Raw genomic sequence first — 16,352 nt, 5'->3', positions numbered from 1 at the left:
GGTCTCTAGGATCGGTGCAATGGAGTTCTACGGCGCGAACCCGCAGGTCGACCTCACCTACTCGGACGTGTTCCTGGTGCCCCGCCATTCGGCGATCACCAGTCGCCTGGACGTCGACCTCGCCCCGGCCGACGGAACGCCCGCGACGCTTCCCCTGGTGTCGGCCAACATGAACTCGGTGACGGGTGCGCGCCTGGCGGCGACCCTGGCCCGTCGCGGCGGCCTGGGCGTCCTGCCGCAGGATCTGCCGCTGCAGGAGATGGACGCCGCCATCCGCTGGGTCAAGGCGCAGCCGGTGCCGTGGGACACGCCGCTCGTGCTCCCGTCCTCAGCCACTGTCGCCGATGCCGCTCGACTCCTTCCGGCGACCGAGGGGCACGGCATCGTCGTCAGCGACGCTCCGGCGGGGCGCGTGCACATCGACGACGTCCTCGGTGTGGTGCCGGCACGCCGGCTGGGCTCCGCCCTCCCCGACGCGCGCCTGGGCGACCTCGCCCGCGGGCACGCCGCATCCATCGACGCGGACGACGTCGACGACGCCCGCCACGCATTCGACCTGATCGTCGCCGCCGACGCAGAGACGGTCTGCGTGCTGCACCACGGCTTCGTCATCGGCACGCTCTCTCGGCGCAGCGCCCTGCGGACGACTCTCTACCGCCCCGCCGTCGACGACTCGGGGCGTCTCGCCGTCGCCGCGGCGGTGGGCATCAACGGGGATGTGGCGGCCAAGGCCCGTGCGCTCGTGGGCGCCGGTGTGGACGTCCTCGTCGTCGACACCGCGCACGGACACCAGGACGGCATGCTCAGGGCCCTGCGCGCGGTGTCGGCCGAGGGCCTCGGCGTCCCGATCGTGGCGGGGAACATCGTCACCGCCGACGGGGTCGCCGACCTCGTCGACGCGGGCGCGACGATCCTCAAGGTCGGCGTCGGCCCCGGCGCGATGTGCACCACGCGGATGATGACGGCCGTGGGGCGCCCCCAGTTCTCCGCCGTCCTCGAGACCGCGGAGGCCGCGCGGGCCCGCGGTGCGCACGTGTGGGCGGACGGCGGCGTGCGCTACCCCAGGGACGTCGCTCTGGCCCTGGCCGCAGGCGCGGCATCCGTCATGATCGGCTCGTGGTTCGCAGGCACCATCGAAGCTCCGGGGGAGCTCCTGAGGGATGACGCGGGGCGGGCGTACAAGGAGTCGTGGGGCATGGCTTCGACCAAAGCCGTGCAGGAGCGCTTCGGCCGCCTCGATCCCTACGAGCGGGCTCGCAAGGAGCTCTTCGCCGAGGGGATCTCGTCATCCAAGATCTACCTCGACCCCCTCCGCCCCGGGCTCGAGGATCTCTTGGACATGATCACCTCGGGCGTGCGGTCGTCGTTCACCTACGCGGGCGCGCACACCGTGGCGCAGTTCCACGAGCGCGCCCGCGTCGGCCTGCAGTCCGCCGCCGGTTACGAGGAGGGCAAGGCCCTCCCTGTCAGCTGGTGATGCCGTCAGGTGACCTGCCGGCGGGTGTCGCCGGTCAGAGCGGGTACTGACCGGGCTCGCGTCGCATCGTGATCCAGCGGGTTTCGGTGAACGCGTCGATGTTGGCCTGCGCGCCGCCGTGGCGCGAACCGGTGCCCGAGGCCCCCACGCCGCCGAACGGGGCGTTGGCCTCGTCATTGACGGTCTGATCGTTCACGTGCACGATCCCCGACGGGATGCGCTGGGCCATCTCCCATCCCGCCATCGCGTCGGCGGTGACGATGCCGAGCGAGAGGCCGTACTCGGTGTCGGCGGCGAGCGCGACCGCCTCATCGTCGGTCGAGAACGACACCACCGAGGCGACCGGGCCGAAGACCTCGTCGCAATAGGCGGCGGCATCCTTCGGCGGGTTCGCGAGCACGGTCGGACGATAGAAGAGGTCCTCATAGGTGCCACCCGCGGCAAGCCGCGCCCCCTGGGCCACGGCGTCCTGGACGAGCGTGTGGACGCGGTCGCGCTGCACCTCGTCGATGAGGGGGCCGAGGTGCACCTGACCCGCGGCCGGGTCGCCGACCACCATCGACTCGGCCTTGGCGGCGAGCTTCTCGACGTACGCGTCGAAGAGCGACTCGTGCACGATGTGGCGCCCGACCGTCATGCAAATCTGGCCCTGGTGGAGGAACGCGCCCCACGTGGCGAGGTTGACGGCCTGATCCACATCGGCGTCGTGACGGATGACGAACGCGGAGTTGCCGCCGAGTTCGAGATGGGCCCTGGTGAGGTGGCGACCGGCGAGTTCGCCCACGGCACGGCCGGCGCGGGTCGAGCCGGTGAAGGCCACGACGCGCACGCGGGGGTCGGCGACCATCGCCTCTCCCACGTCCGCACCGCCGGGCACCAGCTGCAGCAGCCCCTTGGGAAGGCCCGCCTCCTCGAAGATGCGCACCATGCTGACCCCGCCGGTGATGACCGTGCGGGGGTCGGGCTTGAGCAGCACGGCGTTTCCCAGAGCGAGCGCCGGCGCGACGGCGCGGATGCCGAGGATCAGCGGAACGTTGAACGGCGAGATGACGCCCACGACGCCCACGGGCACCTGCTGCGCCAGCGACAGACGGGGCTCCTCGCTCGCGAGGATCGAGCCGAGCGGCGCCGACGGGAGCGACGCGGCCTCGTAGCACTCGGCGGCCGTGACGTGCAGCGCGAAGCCGGCGAGCGGGGGGATGGCCCCGACCTCGCGGACGTTCCAGCCCATGATCTCCTCGGCGTGCTGCTCCCACAGCTGCGCCGCCTTGCGCAGCACGCCGGCCCGCACGGGGTGCGGAGTCGCCGCCCACTCCCGCTGCGCGCGCGCGGCTCCCTCGGCGGCTTTCGCGACATCGGCGGGGCCGGCCATCCCGACCATGGCGAGGGTCTCGCCGGTCGCCGGCTCGACCGACGCGATCTGACCGCCTTCCCCGGGCACCCAGGCGCCGTCGATGTGGATGAGCCCCGCGAAGACGTCGGGATCGATCAGGGTCGTGGTCGTGGTGGAATCGGTGACGGTCGACATCGTTGTTCCTTCGTCGGTCGGTGGACGGGGTCCACGGATGGATTCGCGTGAATGCGTCGGAGGAAGACTACGTCCATGGCCCGCCGCCGCGGCGGATGGTTCCCACTCATCGGCAGCCGAGCCGCCGCTTCCCCGGGCGTCCTGCCGTAGACTTCTCGGCGAGATGGACGACCCTCCCAGTTGTAGACCCTCGCCCCACCGCCCTGCCCTCGCGCTGATCGGGGGTGACGCGTGATGGATTACGTCATGTTGGGCGTGGGGCTGCTGCTGACCGTCGGCACCGGACTGTTCGTCGCGAGCGAGTTCGCTCTGGTCAATCTCGACCGTGCCGACCTCGAGGCCCGCCGCGAGGCGGGGGAGTCGCGACTGTCGCCGACGATCAGCGCGCTGCGGATCACCTCGACGCACCTCTCGAGCGCGCAGTTGGGGATCACCCTGACCACGCTCCTCACCGGCTACACGATGGAGCCGGCGATCTCGAACCTGCTGCGCCCCGTCCTGCTCGGCTGGGGCTGGCCCGAGGGCCTCGTCGTTCCGCTCTCGGCCATCGTGGGCGTCTCGATCGCGACGGTGTTCTCCATGATCATCGGCGAGCTCGTCCCGAAGAACTTCGCCCTCGCCGTCCCACGTCAGACCGCCAAGCTGGTCATGCCGTTCCAGGTGGCCTTCACCACCGTCTTCCGTCCCGCGATCCGTCTCCTCAACGGCAGTGCCAACGCCGTGCTGCGGGCCCTCGGCATCGAGCCCAAGGAGGAACTGTCCGGTGCGCGCACGGCCGAGGAGCTCTCGAGCCTGGTGCGGCGTTCGGCCAGCGCGGGTGTGCTGGAGAAGGACACCGCCAGTCTTCTCGACCGCAGTCTGAACTTCGCCCGGCTGACGGCCGCCGATGTGATGACCCCGCGCCCCAGCATCCATGCCCTGTCCTCATCCGACAGCGCCGACGATGTGATCCAGCTGGCGCGGCGGACGGGCCACTCGCGCTTCCCGGTGACCGGGGAGTCGATGGACGACATCACCGGGATCGTCCACCTCAAGGCCGCGATCGGCGTGCCGAGGGATCGTCGCGCGGACGTGCCGGCGGCAGCGCTCGCGAGCGAGGTCCTGCGGGTGCCGGAGGCCGTGCACCTCGACGCCCTGGTGTCGGAGCTGCGCGCCCGTGGGTACCAGATGGCCGTCGTCGTGGACGAGTACGGCGGCACGGCGGGGGTGGTGACCCTCGAAGACCTCGTGGAGGAGATCGTCGGCGAGGTGCTCGACGAGCACGACCGGCGGCGCGCCGGAATCGTGCGCGGGAGCGGCTACGTGAGCTTCCCCGGCGAACTCCGGCCCGACGAGGTGCGCGACCGCACCGGAATCCGCATCCCTGAGGGAGACGTGTACGACACCGTGGGCGGATTCATCATGAGCGTCCTGGAGCGCATCCCCGCCGTCGGCGACACCGTGAGCATCGAGGACGGTGCCCTGGAGGTGCAGCGGATGGACGGCCGCCGCGTCGACCGAGTGCGCTTCACGCCCGCGGTCGTCGCCGCCCGCGCCGAGGCCGGGGGTGAGGACCGATGAACGATTGGGCGGGGATCGCCTGGCTCGTCGTGCTGCTGCTCGGCAACGCCTTCTTCGTCGGCGCCGAATTCGCGGTGATCTCGGCGCGGCGCTCGCAGATCGAGCCGCTCGCCGAGAAGGGCGTCCGCGCCGCGCGCACCGCGCTGTACGCGATGGAGCACGCGACCCTCATGCTCGCCACGTCGCAGCTGGGCATCACGATCTGCTCGCTGCTGATCCTGAACGTCTCCGAGCCGGCCATCCACCACCTGCTCGAAGAGCCGCTGGCCCTCACCGGACTGCCCGCCGGCCTGGTCGATGCGATCGCCTTCGCCATCGCGCTCGTGCTGGTGTCGTACCTCCACGTCGTCTTCGGCGAGATGGTGCCGAAGAACCTGGCGTTCTCGGTGCCCGATCGTGCCGTGCTGATGCTCGCCGCCCCGCTGGTGTGGGTGTCGAAGGTCTTCCACCCGGTGATCTTCACGCTCAACTGGATCGCCAACCACATCGTTCGGCTCTTCCGGGTCGAGCCCAAGGACGAGGCCGCCTCCACCTTCACGCTCGAGGAGGTCGCCACGATCGTCAACCAGTCCCGCATCGAGGGGGTGCTGGATGACTCCGCGGGGACGGTGGCGGCGGTGATGGAGTTCACCGACAAGCAGGCGAAGGACATCGCCGTGCCGCTCGCCGACCTCGTGACCCTCCCCGAGACCACGACCCCCGGCGACATCGAGCGGGCCGTGGCACGGCACGGCTTCTCGCGGTACGTCATCGTCGGCGCCGACGGCACGCCGGTGGGCTACGTGCACCTCAAGGACATCCTGCGGGTGGCCGAGGGGCCCGATGCCGCGATGGACACCCCGATCCCGGCCAAGCGCATCCACCACATGGTGCCCGTGCAGGAGACCACCGATCTCGAGGACGCTCTCGCGCTCATGCGCCGCGACGGACGTCACCTGGCCCAGGTGCGCGATCAGCGGGGCACGATCACCGCGGTGCTCTTCCTCGAGGACGTCATCGAAGAGCTCGTCGGCGAGGTGCAGGACGCCACCCGGCGTCGTCGCTGACGGCCCTTCGAGGGAAGAGGAGGCCTGGGTAGGGTGACGGGATGAGCGTCCCCTGGGGTCCGACCGAGACGGCGGCCGAGCTGCGCGCCCCCACCGACACCGACGATAAGTACCGGCGAGGCGTCGTCGGGATCCGCACCGGCTCGGAGCAGTACCCCGGAGCGGCGGTGCTGGGCGTCGAGGCGGCGTGGCGCACGGGCGTCGGCATGGTCCGCTATCTCGGTCCCGACCGACCCACCGGGCTCGTGCTGCACCGCCGTCCCGAGACGGTGACCTCGGGCGGGCGGGTGCAGGCCTGGCTGATCGGGTCGGGAACGGATGCCGCGGCGCGGCCGCCGGGCGAGGTGTCGGCGCTGCGCGGCATCCTCTCCCGCCCCGAGCCGGTCGTCGTCGACGCCGGCGCGCTCGATCTGGTCGCCGACGGGTCGCGCGAGGGCGGGGTGCGGATCCTGACACCCCACGACCGGGAGCACGACCGGGTGCGCGAGGCGATCGGGCTCGCCCCCCTCGGCCCCGATGCGGGCGACCGGCGCCTCGACGCGGCGGCGGAGACCGCGCGCCGCACCGGCGCGGTCGTCGTGGTGAAGGGTGCCCGGACGGTCGTCGCCGAACCGGGCGGTTTCCGCGTCGTGGTGACCCAGGACGGGACGGGCTGGCTCGCCACCGCCGGAACCGGCGACGTGCTCGCCGGGGTTCTCGCCGCGGTGGTCGCGGGCGCCGCGGCCCGGGAGGAGCGGGCAGGGGTGCACGCGAGCGCTCGGCAGTCGTCGGACGGCGGTCTCGAGCCCTGGGCCCGGCGCGCTGCCGCGGCGGTGTGGCTCCACCAGCGCGCCGGCGTCCGCGCCGCATCCCGTGCGGCCGGCGGCGCGACGAACGGCGGCCCGGTGACGGCACTGGATGTGGCCGAGGCCCTACCCGCCGTGGTCGCCGAGGTGCTCTCGGGCTGACCGGGATCGGCAGGGCCGTCGTCGAGGGTGCGGCACAGCGGCGCGCCTAGGATGGGCGCGTGTCGAAGCGGGCGGTGCTGTGGGTCGCGTTCGTGCTGGTGCACGGCGCCGTGGCGGTCCTCGGCTTCGTCGAGCCCAACCAGCCGATGGGCGATGTGTACATGGTGTACGAGCCCTGGTCCGCCCGTGCGGTGACGGGGTTCGGCGTCGTCGGGATCACCGAGAACTGGGTGTACCCGGCCCTCGCGCTTGTCCCCCTCCTGCTCACCCACGCCCTCGCGCCCCTCTTCGGCTGGTACGTCATCGCATGGGCCGTCGTCGTCACCGCCGTCGACGCCGCGGCCTTCGCGCTCCTGATCGGCCGGGGCCGGTCCCAGGGTCGCGCGGTGGCGGCGTGGTTCTGGCTGGTGTTCATCCTGGCGCTCGGGCCCGTGGGGATGTACCGGCTCGACGCGATCACCGTCCCCGTGGCCGTCGCCGGGTGCCTGTGGCTCCTCTCCCGACCGTGGGTCGCGGCGCTCCTTCTCGCCGCAGCCACGTGGATCAAGGTCTGGCCGGCAGCGCTCCTTCTCGCGGCGGTCGTGGCGACCCGCCGCCGCCTGGCGCTCCTCGGGGGCGCGGCCGCGCTGTCGACGATCGTCGTCGCCGTGGTGGTCGCCGTCGGCGGCGCCGCGCACCTGTTCGGATTCGTGTCCGACCAGACCGAGCGCGGGCTGCAGATCGAAGCCCCGGTCAGCGCCTTCTGGCTCTGGCGTGCGGCGCTGGGGGCCGCCGATTCCCGCGTGTACTACGACGACGAGATCCTCACCTGGCAGGTCGCCGGGCCCGGCGTCTCAGCCGTCAGCGACGCGATGACCCCGGTGCTCGTCGCGGCCGTCGCCGTGGTGACGCTCGTCGGCGCGGTGCGGGTGCGCCGCGGCATCCCGTTCCTCCGGGTCTTCCCCGCCCTCGCGCTCAGTCTGGTGCTGGTCTTCATCGTCACGAACAAGGTCGGCTCGCCCCAGTACCTCACCTGGATCATCGCCCCGCTCGTGGTCGGGCTCGTGCTCGACCGCGAGCGATGGTGGTCGCCGGCCTGCCTCGGGCTCGTGACGGCGGCCCTCACGCACCTGGTCTACCCGCTCTGGTACGGCCGGGTGCTCGGCGGCGACCCCATCGCGGTCGGCGCGCTCACCCTCCGAAACCTCCTGCTCGTGGCGCTCCTGGTCTGGAGCGTCGCCCTGCTCGCGCGCACCCCCCGGCGCGCGCCGGCACCGGCCGTCGCCGACGCCCTGACCTGATCCGCCCACCGAGAGGAACCCCCATGCTCGTCGCCTTCTCCGTCGCCCCGAGCGGCACCGGCCGCTCCGACGGCTCCGTCCACGACGCTGTCGCCGCCGCCGTGCGCGTGGTGCGCAGCTCTGGTCTGCCGCATCGCACCACGTCGATGTTCACCGAGATCGAGGGGGAGTGGGACGAGGTGATGGATGTCGTCAAGCGCGCGACCGAGGCTGTGCTCCCGTTCGGCTCGCGGGTCTCGCTGGTCCTCAAGGCCGACATCCGTCCCGGGCGCACCGGCGAGATCGACGCCAAGATCGAACGCCTCGAGCGCGCGATCGTCGACGGGGTCGAACCGTCGGCCGAGGTGTGAGCACGTCGACCCCGGGGGAGCCCGGGGCCCTGCCGGAGTCCGCGGCCGACAGGCTCGCGCGGGTTCTGGCCGATGCGGCCGGGTCGTCGCGTTCCCGCGTCGCGGAAGACCGGGACGACCCCGCGGTGCCCGTCGCCGGAACCGCGGTGCTGCTGCGCGACGCGCCGTCGGGCATCGAGGCGCTCCTCCTCGAGCGGCCGAGCCGCGGGTCGTTCGCCGGCGCGTGGGTGTTTCCGGGCGGAAAGCTCGAGCCGAGTGATGCCGAGGGCGCGGGGAGTGCCGGTGAAGAGGCGGCGGCGCGGCGCGCGGCGGCGCGCGAGACGCGGGAGGAGACCGGCCTGGACGTCGAGGCGGCGGCGCTCACGACCCTTTCGCGGTGGGATCCGCCGCCCGGCCTTCCCCTTCGGATCCGCACGTGGTTCTTCCTCGCGGAGATCTCCGGAGACCACGCCTCCGGAGTCGACGACCTGGTCCTCGCGCCCGAGGAGGTCGTCCGCGCGCAGTGGATCCGCCCCGTCGAGGCGCTCGCCTCCCACGGCCGCGGCGAACTCGTGCTCTACCCGCCGACCTGGGTGACCCTCCACGACCTGGCAGACGCGACGAGCGTCGAGCACGCCGTGGCGTCGACCCGGATGGCGGGGATCCGCCGGTACGACACCGTGGCGCGGACCGGGCCCGACGGCTCCGTCCTCCTGTGGGAGGAGGATGCGGAATACCTCGCGCCGGCGTCGGGCGACGCGCGCCATCGTCTGGAGATCGGACGTCTCCCCTGGCGGTACCTGCGGCGCTAGGCGGCGGCGAGCAGCCGGGTCAGGTGATGGCCGACCGGCCCCGTCTCGATGAGGAAGCCGTCGTGGCCGAAGTCGCTGACGAGCTCGACCGCGCGGTCGCCGTCGATGTTGTGGCGGAGCCCCCGGGCGATCCGGTGCTGCCCGTCGACGGGGAAGAGCCGGTCGCTGTCGATGCCGAGCACGAGCGCGCGCGCCGTCACCCGCTCCAGGGCGCTCTCGACCCCGCCGCGATCGCGCCCGATGTCGTGGGAGTTCATCGCCTCGACGAGGGTCAGGTAGCTGTTCGCGTCGAAGCGGCGCGTGAACTTGTTGCCGTGGAAGTCGAGGTAGCTCTCCACCGCGAAGCGCCCGCCGTGACCCAGGGGGCTCACCCCCGACTGCCACGACCGCTGGAAGCGCTGATTCAGCTCCGTGGGCGACCGGTAGTTCAGCAGCGCCATGCGTCGCGCGAGCGCGAGCCCCCGGTGCGGCCCGTCGCCGTCGCCGGCGTCGTAGTACTCCCCGCCCTGGAACCGCGGATCGATGCGGATCGCCTCGAGCTGCACGGAGTTCAGGGCCACCTGGTCGGCGGTCGTCACGGGCGGGGCCGACAGCACCGCCATCCGCTCCACCCGTTCGGGGTGCGAGACGGCCCATTCCAGCGCGTGCATCCCGCCCATCGAGCCGCCGATCACGGCGGCCCAGCTGTCGATGCCCAGCGTGTCGGCAAGCCGCACCTGGGCGGCGACCTGGTCGCGGACGGTGAGGTAGGGGAACCGCGACGCCCACTCGTAGCCGTCGGGCGCGATGCTCGCGGGGCCGGTCGAGCCCTGGCATCCGCCCAGCATGTTCGGTGCGATGACGAACCAGCGATCCGTGTCGATGGGCTTCCCCGGGCCGACGATGTCGTCCCACCATCCGTCGGTGGGGTGCCCGGGCCCGGCCTCGCCGGTCACATGGCTGTCGCCGGTGAGGGCGTGCAGGATGAGCACGGCGTTGTCGCGTGATGGAGCGAGCTCACCCCATGTCTCGAACGCGAGGCGGATGCCGGGGAGCTCGCGTCCGCCTTCGGTGCGGAACGCCCCGAAAGCGGCGAACTGACGCGCCCCCACGGGGTCGCCGTCGCGCCATGCGCCGGTGACCGGCGGACGCCCGAGGAGGAGCCGGGCATCGGCCTCCGTCACCGGTGCGCTGGGCACGGTGTCTTCGGAGGTCTGCCAGTCCATGTCTGCCATTCTCGCCGCTGGTCGCGGCGCCCCGCGCTGTGTTACGGCCCCGGCTATTGTGGGGGCCGGGGGGACGGACGTGAACACAGCACAGGACGCCACGCGCCGAGAGGTCATCGCGCAGTACGGCGTGGTCGGTGAACCCCCCGAGCCCGACCTCGAGGGACTGGTGCACCTCGCGGCGACCATCTCGGGTGTGCCGACCGCGGTGATCAACATCATCGACGATCGGCATCAGCACCAGATCGCCACCGTCGGCATCGCCCCCTCCGTGTGCACGCGCGAGGATTCGATGTGCGCGGTCGTGTTCGAGGACGCCGATCGGGTCGTCGTCAGCGATGCCCGTCGCGACGAGCGGTTCGCCCGGAACCCCTTCGTGACCGGCGACATCGCCCGCATCCGCTTCTATGCCTCGAGCCCCCTGGTCACCCCGGGCGGTGTGCCCATCGGAACGCTCTGCGTCTTCGACGACGACCCGCGCGAGCTCACCGATGAGCAGGGCGCAGCCCTGGACGTGCTGGCCCACCAGGTGGTCGATGTGCTGGAGCTGCGGCGCCTCGCGCGAGAGCTGCAACGATCGAACGAGGCGCTCGAGGGCTTCGCGCGCCAGGTCAGTCATGACCTCCGAAACCCCCTGACCGCGATCAGCGGGTTCCTCGAGCTGGCCGTCGACGCACCCGAGCTCGCCGACGCACCGGTCGCGGCGCGGGCCATCGAGCGCGCCGAGGCCGCGGCCGATCGCATGTCGACCATGCTGGACGACCTCCTCGCCTTCGCGCGCATCGGCGGGGTGCCGCCGACGCCGGTGAGGGTGGATGTCGCGGATCTGCTCGAGGAGATCCAGGACGACCTCCATGCGGCGCTCGGCGAGACCGGCGCGCACGTCGCGGTGTCGGCCGACGCGGACCTCGAGGGCGACCGGACCATGCTGCGGGTGCTCGTGGAGAACCTCGTCGCCAACGCGGTGAAGTTCGCCGCCGCGTCGGGCACGCGACCGCGGGTCGAGGTGCGCGTGGAGCGCTCGGCCTCGGGCATGCGGCTGACCGTGGACGACAACGGCCCCGGCGTCCCCGTGGCGGATCGGGAACGTGTGTTCGGCCTGATGGAGCGCGGCCAGAACGTCACCGCCCCGGGGCTGGGGCTCGGTCTTGCCACCTGTCGCCGGATCGTCGAGGCGCACGGGGGACAGATCGGGATCAGCGATTCTCCGCTCGGCGGGGCCCGGATCTGGGTGGCCCTTCCCGGATCTCGCCGATTCGAGCCCGTCGCCCTCTGAGCGCACGATGATGGGAGCATGGCGCGCTTCCTTCTCATCGCCGCTTCGAGCGGCATCGGTCAGGCCACCGCGAAGATCCTCCGCGACAGCGGGCACGAGGTCGTCACGACCGCCCGCGGCGAGAGCACCATCACCCCCGACCACGTGGTGGACGCCACAGACTTCGCCGCGGTCGACGACGTCTTCGCCGCGGCGGGCGAGCTCGACGGCGTGGCGTGCTTCGCCGGGTCGCTGCTGCTGAAGCCCGCGCACCTGACGACGGCGGAGGAGTACGACGAGGTGATCGCCGCGTCCCTCACCACCGCGTTCGCGACCGTGCGGGGCGCGGGCAAGCACCTCAAGCGCGGCGGATCGGTCGTGCTCGTGTCATCCGCGGCGGCCATGCATGGAACGGCCAATCACGAGGCCATCGCCGCCGCGAAATCGGGGGTCATCGGACTCGCGCTCTCCGCCGCCGCGACCTACGCGCCACGGAACCTGCGCGTGAACGCCGTCGCGCCGGGGCTCACTCAGACATCTCTGACCGCATCGCTCACCGAGACCGAAGGGGCGCGGAAGGTGTCGGAGGCCATGCACGCGCTCGGGCGCCTCGGGGCGCCCGAGGACGTGGCGCGGGCCGTGGCGTTCCTCCTGGATCCCGCGAACGACTGGATCACCGGCCAGGTCCTCGCCGTGGACGGCGGGCTCGCGCGCGTGCGCCCGCGCATGAAGGTCTGACGCGGGCGGGTCCGGCCCGCGCGGGCGCCTGCGCGGTGCGCTCGTCGTGCCGCATCACCGTCGCTCACGAGGATTTCCGCGTTGGTGAGGACGAAAGAGCGCGGAATGGTCCGCGTGGGTGCGGATCTCCTCGTGAAGGAGGAAAGGAGGCGGGAGGGAAACGCACGACGCCCCGCGAGCGATGAAACCGCTCGCGGGGCGCCGAGGCGACACAGGTCAGGCGCGGGCGGCCTCCAAGACGCGGCGCGCGGCGGCGAGAGCCTGCTCGAGGTCGGCCTTGAGGTCGTCGACGTTCTCGATGCCCACCGACAGCCGCACGAGGCCGGGGGTCACCCCGGCGGTGAGCTGCTGCTCGGGGGTCAGCTGCGAGTGGGTGGTGGATGCGGGGTGGATGACGAGCGAGCGGACGTCGCCGATGTTGGCCAGGTGGCTGAAGAGGGTCAGCGAGTTGACGAACTCGCGGCCGGCATCCACACCGCCCTTCAGCTCGAACGACAGCACGGCGCCGACGCCCTTGGGGGCGTAGCGGTTCGCCGCGGCGTACCAGGGCGAGGTGGGAAGACCCGAGTAGTTCACCGAGGCCACGTCGGACTGGTTCTCCAGCCATTCCGCGATCTCCTGGGCGTTCTGCACGTGACGCTCGATGCGCAGCGACAGCGTCTCGATGCCCTGCAGCAGCAGCCACGCGCTGTTCGGGGAGATGGATGACCCGAGGTCGCGCAGCAGCTGGACGCGCGCCTTGATGATGTAGGCCAGGCCGTCGCCGACCGCCGCGGTGTAGCTCGCGCCGTGGTACGACGGGTCGGGCTCGGTGAACGCCGGGAACCGGTCGACGTTCTTCGACCACTCGAACGTGCCGCCGTCGACGATCACGCCGCCGATGACGGTGCCGTGGCCGCCGAGGAACTTCGTCGCCGAGTGCAGCACGATGTCGGCGCCGTGCTCGAACGGACGGATGAGGTACGGGGTGGCGATGGTGTTGTCGACGATCAGCGGGACACCGGCCTCGTGCGCCACGTCGGCGACGGTGCGGATGTCGAGCACGTTGATCTTGGGGTTGCCGATCGTCTCGGCGAAGAACGCCTTGGTGTTCGGCCGCACCGCGCGGCGCCACTCTTCAGCGTCGTCCTGGTTCTCGACGAAGGTCACCTCGATGCCGAGCTTGGCGAGGGTGTACTTGAAGAGGTTGTAGGTGCCGCCGTAGATCGAGCTCGACGAGACGAAGTGGTCGCCGGCCTCGGCGAGGTTGAGGATCGCGAAGGTCTCTGCCGCCTGACCGCTGGAGACCAGCAGCGCGCCGGTGCCGCCCTCGAGCGCGGCGATGCGCTGCTCGACGACATCCTGCGTGGGGTTCTGGATGCGGGTGTAGATGTTGCCGAACTCCGCCAGCGCGAAGAGGTTCGCGGCGTGGTCGGTGTTGTCGAACACGTACGACGTGGTCTGGTAGATGGGCGTGGCGCGAGCCTTCGTCACCGGGTCGGGCTGAGCGCCCGAGTGGATCTGCTTGGTCTCGAAACGCCAGTTCTCGGGTGCGGACATGGGCTGCTCCTACCGGTCGATGGGTGCCGCGGCGGGTTCCGCGACCTCTTCGAGGGTACGGAAGGCCCCTCAGGCCGACAATGCCGGGGAAATGTGACGTAATGCAGGCATCTGCGGGCCGTGCGCCCGGGACCGGGCGCGGCTTGTAGCGTGAGGAGTATGACCGATGCCTCGACGACGGATGCTGCAGATCGACCGGCCGCCAGGCGCGCCGTGGTCACCGGAGCGAGCTCGGGGATCGGCGAAGCGACGGCCCGGAAGCTGCGGGCCCTGGGCTGGGACGTCGTGGCGGTGGCCCGTCGGGCGGAGCGTCTCGCCGCCCTCGAGAACGAGATCGGCGTCGTGGCGTTCGCCGCCGATCTCACCGCGGCCGCCGATGTCGACGCGCTCGCGCAGTGGCTGGCGGAGACCGGGCCGGTCGACGCGCTGGTGAACGTCGCGGGAGGGGCCCGCGGCACCGACCGTGTCGAAGACGGTGACGCCGAGGACTGGCAGTGGATGTTCGAGGTCAACGTGCTCGCCACCCAGCGGCTCACCGCCGCACTCCTGCCGCTGCTGCGTCGCGCCGCGGCCGACCGCGCAGCGCACGCCGACGTGGTCTTCGTCACCTCGACGGCGGCGCAGATCGCCTACGCCGGCGGTGCCGGGTACAACGCGGCCAAGGCGGGGCAGGCGATGATCGCCCACGCGCTGCGCCTGGAGCTGAACGGCGAGCCGATCCGGGTCATCGAGATCGCGCCGGGGATGGTGCAGACCGAGGAGTTCACCCTGAACCGTCTCGGGGGAGACCGCGCGGCCGCCGACCGCGTGTACGAGGACGTCGAAGCGCCCCTCACCGCCGACGACGTCGCCGACGTGATCGGCTACGCCCTGTCGGCCCCGGGGCATGTGAACCTCGATCTCGTCACGATGCGACCGGTCGCGCAGTCGGCGCAGCACCTCCTGGCCCGCGGGCCGCTGCACGTGCGCACCGCCGGATGATGGCACGATCGCTCGACGACCTCGCCGGGGAAGGATTCCTGGATGCCGCGTGGGCTGCCGCCCTCGCTCCCGTCGCCCCCGACATCGCCGCGCTCGGCGAGCGGCTGCGGGCCGAGACCGCCGCCGGAGGCCGGTACCTCCCCGCCGGCGACCGCGTGCTCCGCGCCTTCGCCCGTCCACTCGACGAGGTGAAGGTGCTCATCGTCGGTCAGGACCCGTACCCCACCCCGGGGCATCCGATCGGGCTCTCCTTCGCCGTCGATCCTCGGGTGCGGCCGCTGCCGCGGAGCCTGGCGAACATCTACCGCGAGCTGCGCGACGACCTCGGGATCGAGCCCGTCGCGCACGGCGATCTGTCGGCGTGGAGCGACCAGGGGGTCATGCTGCTCAACCGAGTGCTCACGGTCCGCCCCGGGGAACCCGGCTCCCATCGCGGGTGGGGGTGGGAGCGGGTCACCGAGCACGCCATCGGGGTGCTCGCCGCCCGCGGCCGGCCGCTCGTCGCGATCCTCTGGGGGAGGGATGCCGCGACCCTGCGTCCCCTCCTCGGCGACACCGCGGTGATCGCCTCGGCGCATCCCTCGCCCCTCTCCGCCAGCCGGGGATTCTTCGGTTCTCGACCGTTCTCGCGCGCGAACGAGATGCTCGCCGCGCAGGGCGCAGCGCCGGTGGACTGGCGTCTGCCCCCCGCCGCGTAGGCTGTCGCCATGCTGGAGGAGGAGTACGAGACGGCGAGGCGCCGCCTTCCCCGTCACCTTCGCCGCCGACCCGAGCCGGAGCGTCCCTTCTCGTTCGAGATCCGCCCCGTCGTCGACGGCGACATCCCCGACATCCGCGAGATCTACAACTACTACGTCACCAACTCGGTCGTGACCTTCGATGAGAAGAAGTGGACGATCGCGCAGTGGCGTGACAAGGTGGCGCACCTGAAGAAGCTGGGTCTGCCCTTCCTCGTCGCGCAATCGCCCTCCGGGCAGGTGCTTGGGTACGCCTACGTCCAGCCGATGTCGAGCAAATCCGCCTACCGGTACTCGGTGGAGAACTCCATCTACCTCGGTCAGGCGGCGACGGGGAAGGGACTCGGGCGGGCGCTCCTGGAGGCACTCATCACGGCGTGCGAACAGGCGGGGATCCGCGAGATGGTGGCCGTCATCAGCGACAAGGGGGCCGAAGCGTCGATCGCCCTCCACGAGAAGCTCGGCTTCGAAGAGGTCGGCCGCATGGGACGGGTCGGCTTCAAATTCGGGCGGTGGCTGGGAACGGTCTACCTGCAGAAGTCGCTCAAGCCGGTCAAGAAGCGCAGAGCCCTCTTCGGGCGCTGATCACCCGGGGCGACCGTGCTGGCGCACGCGCTCGACGAGGGTCTGCCAGGCACCCTCCAGCTCCGCATCGCCGAACTCGGCTTCCCGATCGGCGCCGTGAGCGGTGGCGTGCACGCGCCAGCGGAACCGGTCGGCGCCCCGCGTCGGGCGCCTGGCGCCGTCCCAGGGGCATGCATCGATGAGGGGGATCCAGGATGACGCGTCATCACCCTCGGCCTCGGCGCGCCATCGCCGGGGGATGCCGGTGATCCCGCCGGTGCGTTCCACCATGATCACCACGATCGCCTCGTCGCCGCGATCGTCCACGTCCTTCTGATCGGCCATCCCCGTCCA

16 protein-coding genes are annotated in these 16,352 nt (G+C 71.8%); 12 read left to right on the top strand and 4 right to left on the bottom strand.

The genetic code is table 11. The features are described 5' to 3' along the window. Positions 1-19 precede the first annotated feature (19 nt). Positions 20-1,477 carry a GMP reductase gene (gene guaB1, locus MA875_RS06310; RefSeq protein WP_248241132.1) on the top strand — a complete coding sequence of 486 codons (1,458 nt, stop codon included), beginning with the start codon at positions 20-22 and terminating at the stop codon, positions 1,475-1,477. A gap of 34 nt (positions 1,478-1,511) precedes the next feature. Here the strand turns inward: guaB1 and MA875_RS06305 are convergent, their stop codons facing one another. After that, entirely contained in the window at positions 1,512-3,005 is a 1,494-nt protein-coding gene (locus tag MA875_RS06305; protein WP_248241130.1) for an aldehyde dehydrogenase family protein, read from the bottom strand. Positions 3,006-3,239: 234 nt separating this feature from the next. Here MA875_RS06305 and MA875_RS06300 point away from each other — a divergent pair, with 234 nt between their 5' ends. Genes MA875_RS06300 through MA875_RS06275 form a run of 6 tightly spaced genes read left to right on the top strand, consistent with a single transcriptional unit; the run spans position 3,240 to position 8,979 of the window. Continuing rightward, positions 3,240-4,565, top strand: a complete 1,326-nt coding sequence (locus MA875_RS06300; protein WP_248241129.1) for a hemolysin family protein — start codon at positions 3,240-3,242, stop codon at positions 4,563-4,565. Next, a complete protein-coding gene (locus MA875_RS06295; RefSeq protein WP_248241127.1) occupies positions 4,562-5,611 on the top strand; it encodes a hemolysin family protein in 1,050 nt (349 codons plus the stop codon). Before MA875_RS06300 ends, MA875_RS06295 begins: the two co-directional genes overlap by 4 nt. A gap of 41 nt (positions 5,612-5,652) precedes the next feature. Beyond that, positions 5,653-6,558 (top strand): ADP-dependent NAD(P)H-hydrate dehydratase, encoded by a 906-nt coding sequence (locus MA875_RS06290; protein ID WP_248241125.1) that lies wholly within the window; start codon positions 5,653-5,655, stop codon positions 6,556-6,558. A gap of 59 nt (positions 6,559-6,617) precedes the next feature. Continuing rightward, the gene (locus MA875_RS06285) at positions 6,618-7,838 is read left to right on the top strand and encodes a glycosyltransferase 87 family protein (protein ID WP_248241123.1); all 1,221 of its coding nucleotides are present in this window, start codon (positions 6,618-6,620) and stop codon (positions 7,836-7,838) included. A gap of 23 nt (positions 7,839-7,861) precedes the next feature. Beyond that, positions 7,862-8,188, top strand: a complete 327-nt coding sequence (locus MA875_RS06280; RefSeq protein WP_248241121.1) for a thiamine-binding protein — start codon at positions 7,862-7,864, stop codon at positions 8,186-8,188. Next, positions 8,185-8,979 carry an NUDIX domain-containing protein gene (locus MA875_RS06275; RefSeq protein WP_248241119.1) on the top strand — a complete coding sequence of 265 codons (795 nt, stop codon included), beginning with the start codon at positions 8,185-8,187 and terminating at the stop codon, positions 8,977-8,979. Before MA875_RS06280 ends, MA875_RS06275 begins: the two co-directional genes overlap by 4 nt. Here MA875_RS06275 and metX read toward each other — a convergent pair. After that, the gene (metX, locus tag MA875_RS06270; RefSeq protein ID WP_248241117.1) at positions 8,976-10,184 is read right to left on the bottom strand and encodes a homoserine O-acetyltransferase MetX; all 1,209 of its coding nucleotides are present in this window, start codon (positions 10,182-10,184) and stop codon (positions 8,976-8,978) included. The genes MA875_RS06275 and metX overlap by 4 nt on opposite strands. Before the next feature lie 79 nt (positions 10,185-10,263). On the opposite strand from metX, the gene MA875_RS06265 reads away from it, so the two are divergent. After that, a complete protein-coding gene (locus MA875_RS06265) occupies positions 10,264-11,460 on the top strand; it encodes a sensor histidine kinase (RefSeq protein ID WP_248241115.1) in 1,197 nt (398 codons plus the stop codon). An 18-nt stretch (positions 11,461-11,478) separates the two neighbouring features. Further along, on the top strand, positions 11,479-12,177 hold the full coding sequence (locus tag MA875_RS06260) for an SDR family oxidoreductase (protein WP_248241114.1): 699 nt from the start codon (positions 11,479-11,481) through the stop codon (positions 12,175-12,177). Positions 12,178-12,393: 216 nt separating this feature from the next. On the opposite strand, the gene MA875_RS06255 is transcribed toward MA875_RS06260, so the two are convergent. Then, positions 12,394-13,716, bottom strand: coding sequence for a bifunctional o-acetylhomoserine/o-acetylserine sulfhydrylase (locus MA875_RS06255; RefSeq protein WP_248241112.1), 1,323 nt, complete (start codon positions 13,714-13,716; stop codon positions 12,394-12,396). Positions 13,717-13,875: 159 nt separating this feature from the next. Here MA875_RS06255 and MA875_RS06250 point away from each other — a divergent pair, with 159 nt between their 5' ends. The 3 genes from MA875_RS06250 to MA875_RS06240 are packed head-to-tail and all read left to right on the top strand — an operon-like array spanning position 13,876 to position 16,019. Further along, positions 13,876-14,697 carry an SDR family oxidoreductase gene (locus tag MA875_RS06250; protein ID WP_248241110.1) on the top strand — a complete coding sequence of 274 codons (822 nt, stop codon included), beginning with the start codon at positions 13,876-13,878 and terminating at the stop codon, positions 14,695-14,697. Further along, positions 14,697-15,395 carry a uracil-DNA glycosylase gene (locus MA875_RS06245; protein ID WP_248241109.1) on the top strand — a complete coding sequence of 233 codons (699 nt, stop codon included), beginning with the start codon at positions 14,697-14,699 and terminating at the stop codon, positions 15,393-15,395. Before MA875_RS06250 ends, MA875_RS06245 begins: the two co-directional genes overlap by 1 nt. Positions 15,396-15,404: 9 nt before the next feature. Next, positions 15,405-16,019 (top strand): GNAT family N-acetyltransferase, encoded by a 615-nt coding sequence (locus MA875_RS06240; RefSeq protein WP_248241106.1) that lies wholly within the window; start codon positions 15,405-15,407, stop codon positions 16,017-16,019. On the opposite strand, the gene MA875_RS06235 is transcribed toward MA875_RS06240, so the two are convergent. Then, positions 16,020-16,343 (bottom strand): protealysin inhibitor emfourin, encoded by a 324-nt coding sequence (locus tag MA875_RS06235; RefSeq protein ID WP_248241104.1) that lies wholly within the window; start codon positions 16,341-16,343, stop codon positions 16,020-16,022. Positions 16,344-16,352: the final 9 nt, after the last annotated feature.

It is taken from the genome of Microbacterium kunmingense, assembly GCF_023155745.1.
GTDB lineage: Bacteria > Actinomycetota > Actinomycetes > Actinomycetales > Microbacteriaceae > Microbacterium > Microbacterium kunmingense.
This window is presented reverse-complemented; position numbering and strand designations above follow the sequence as displayed.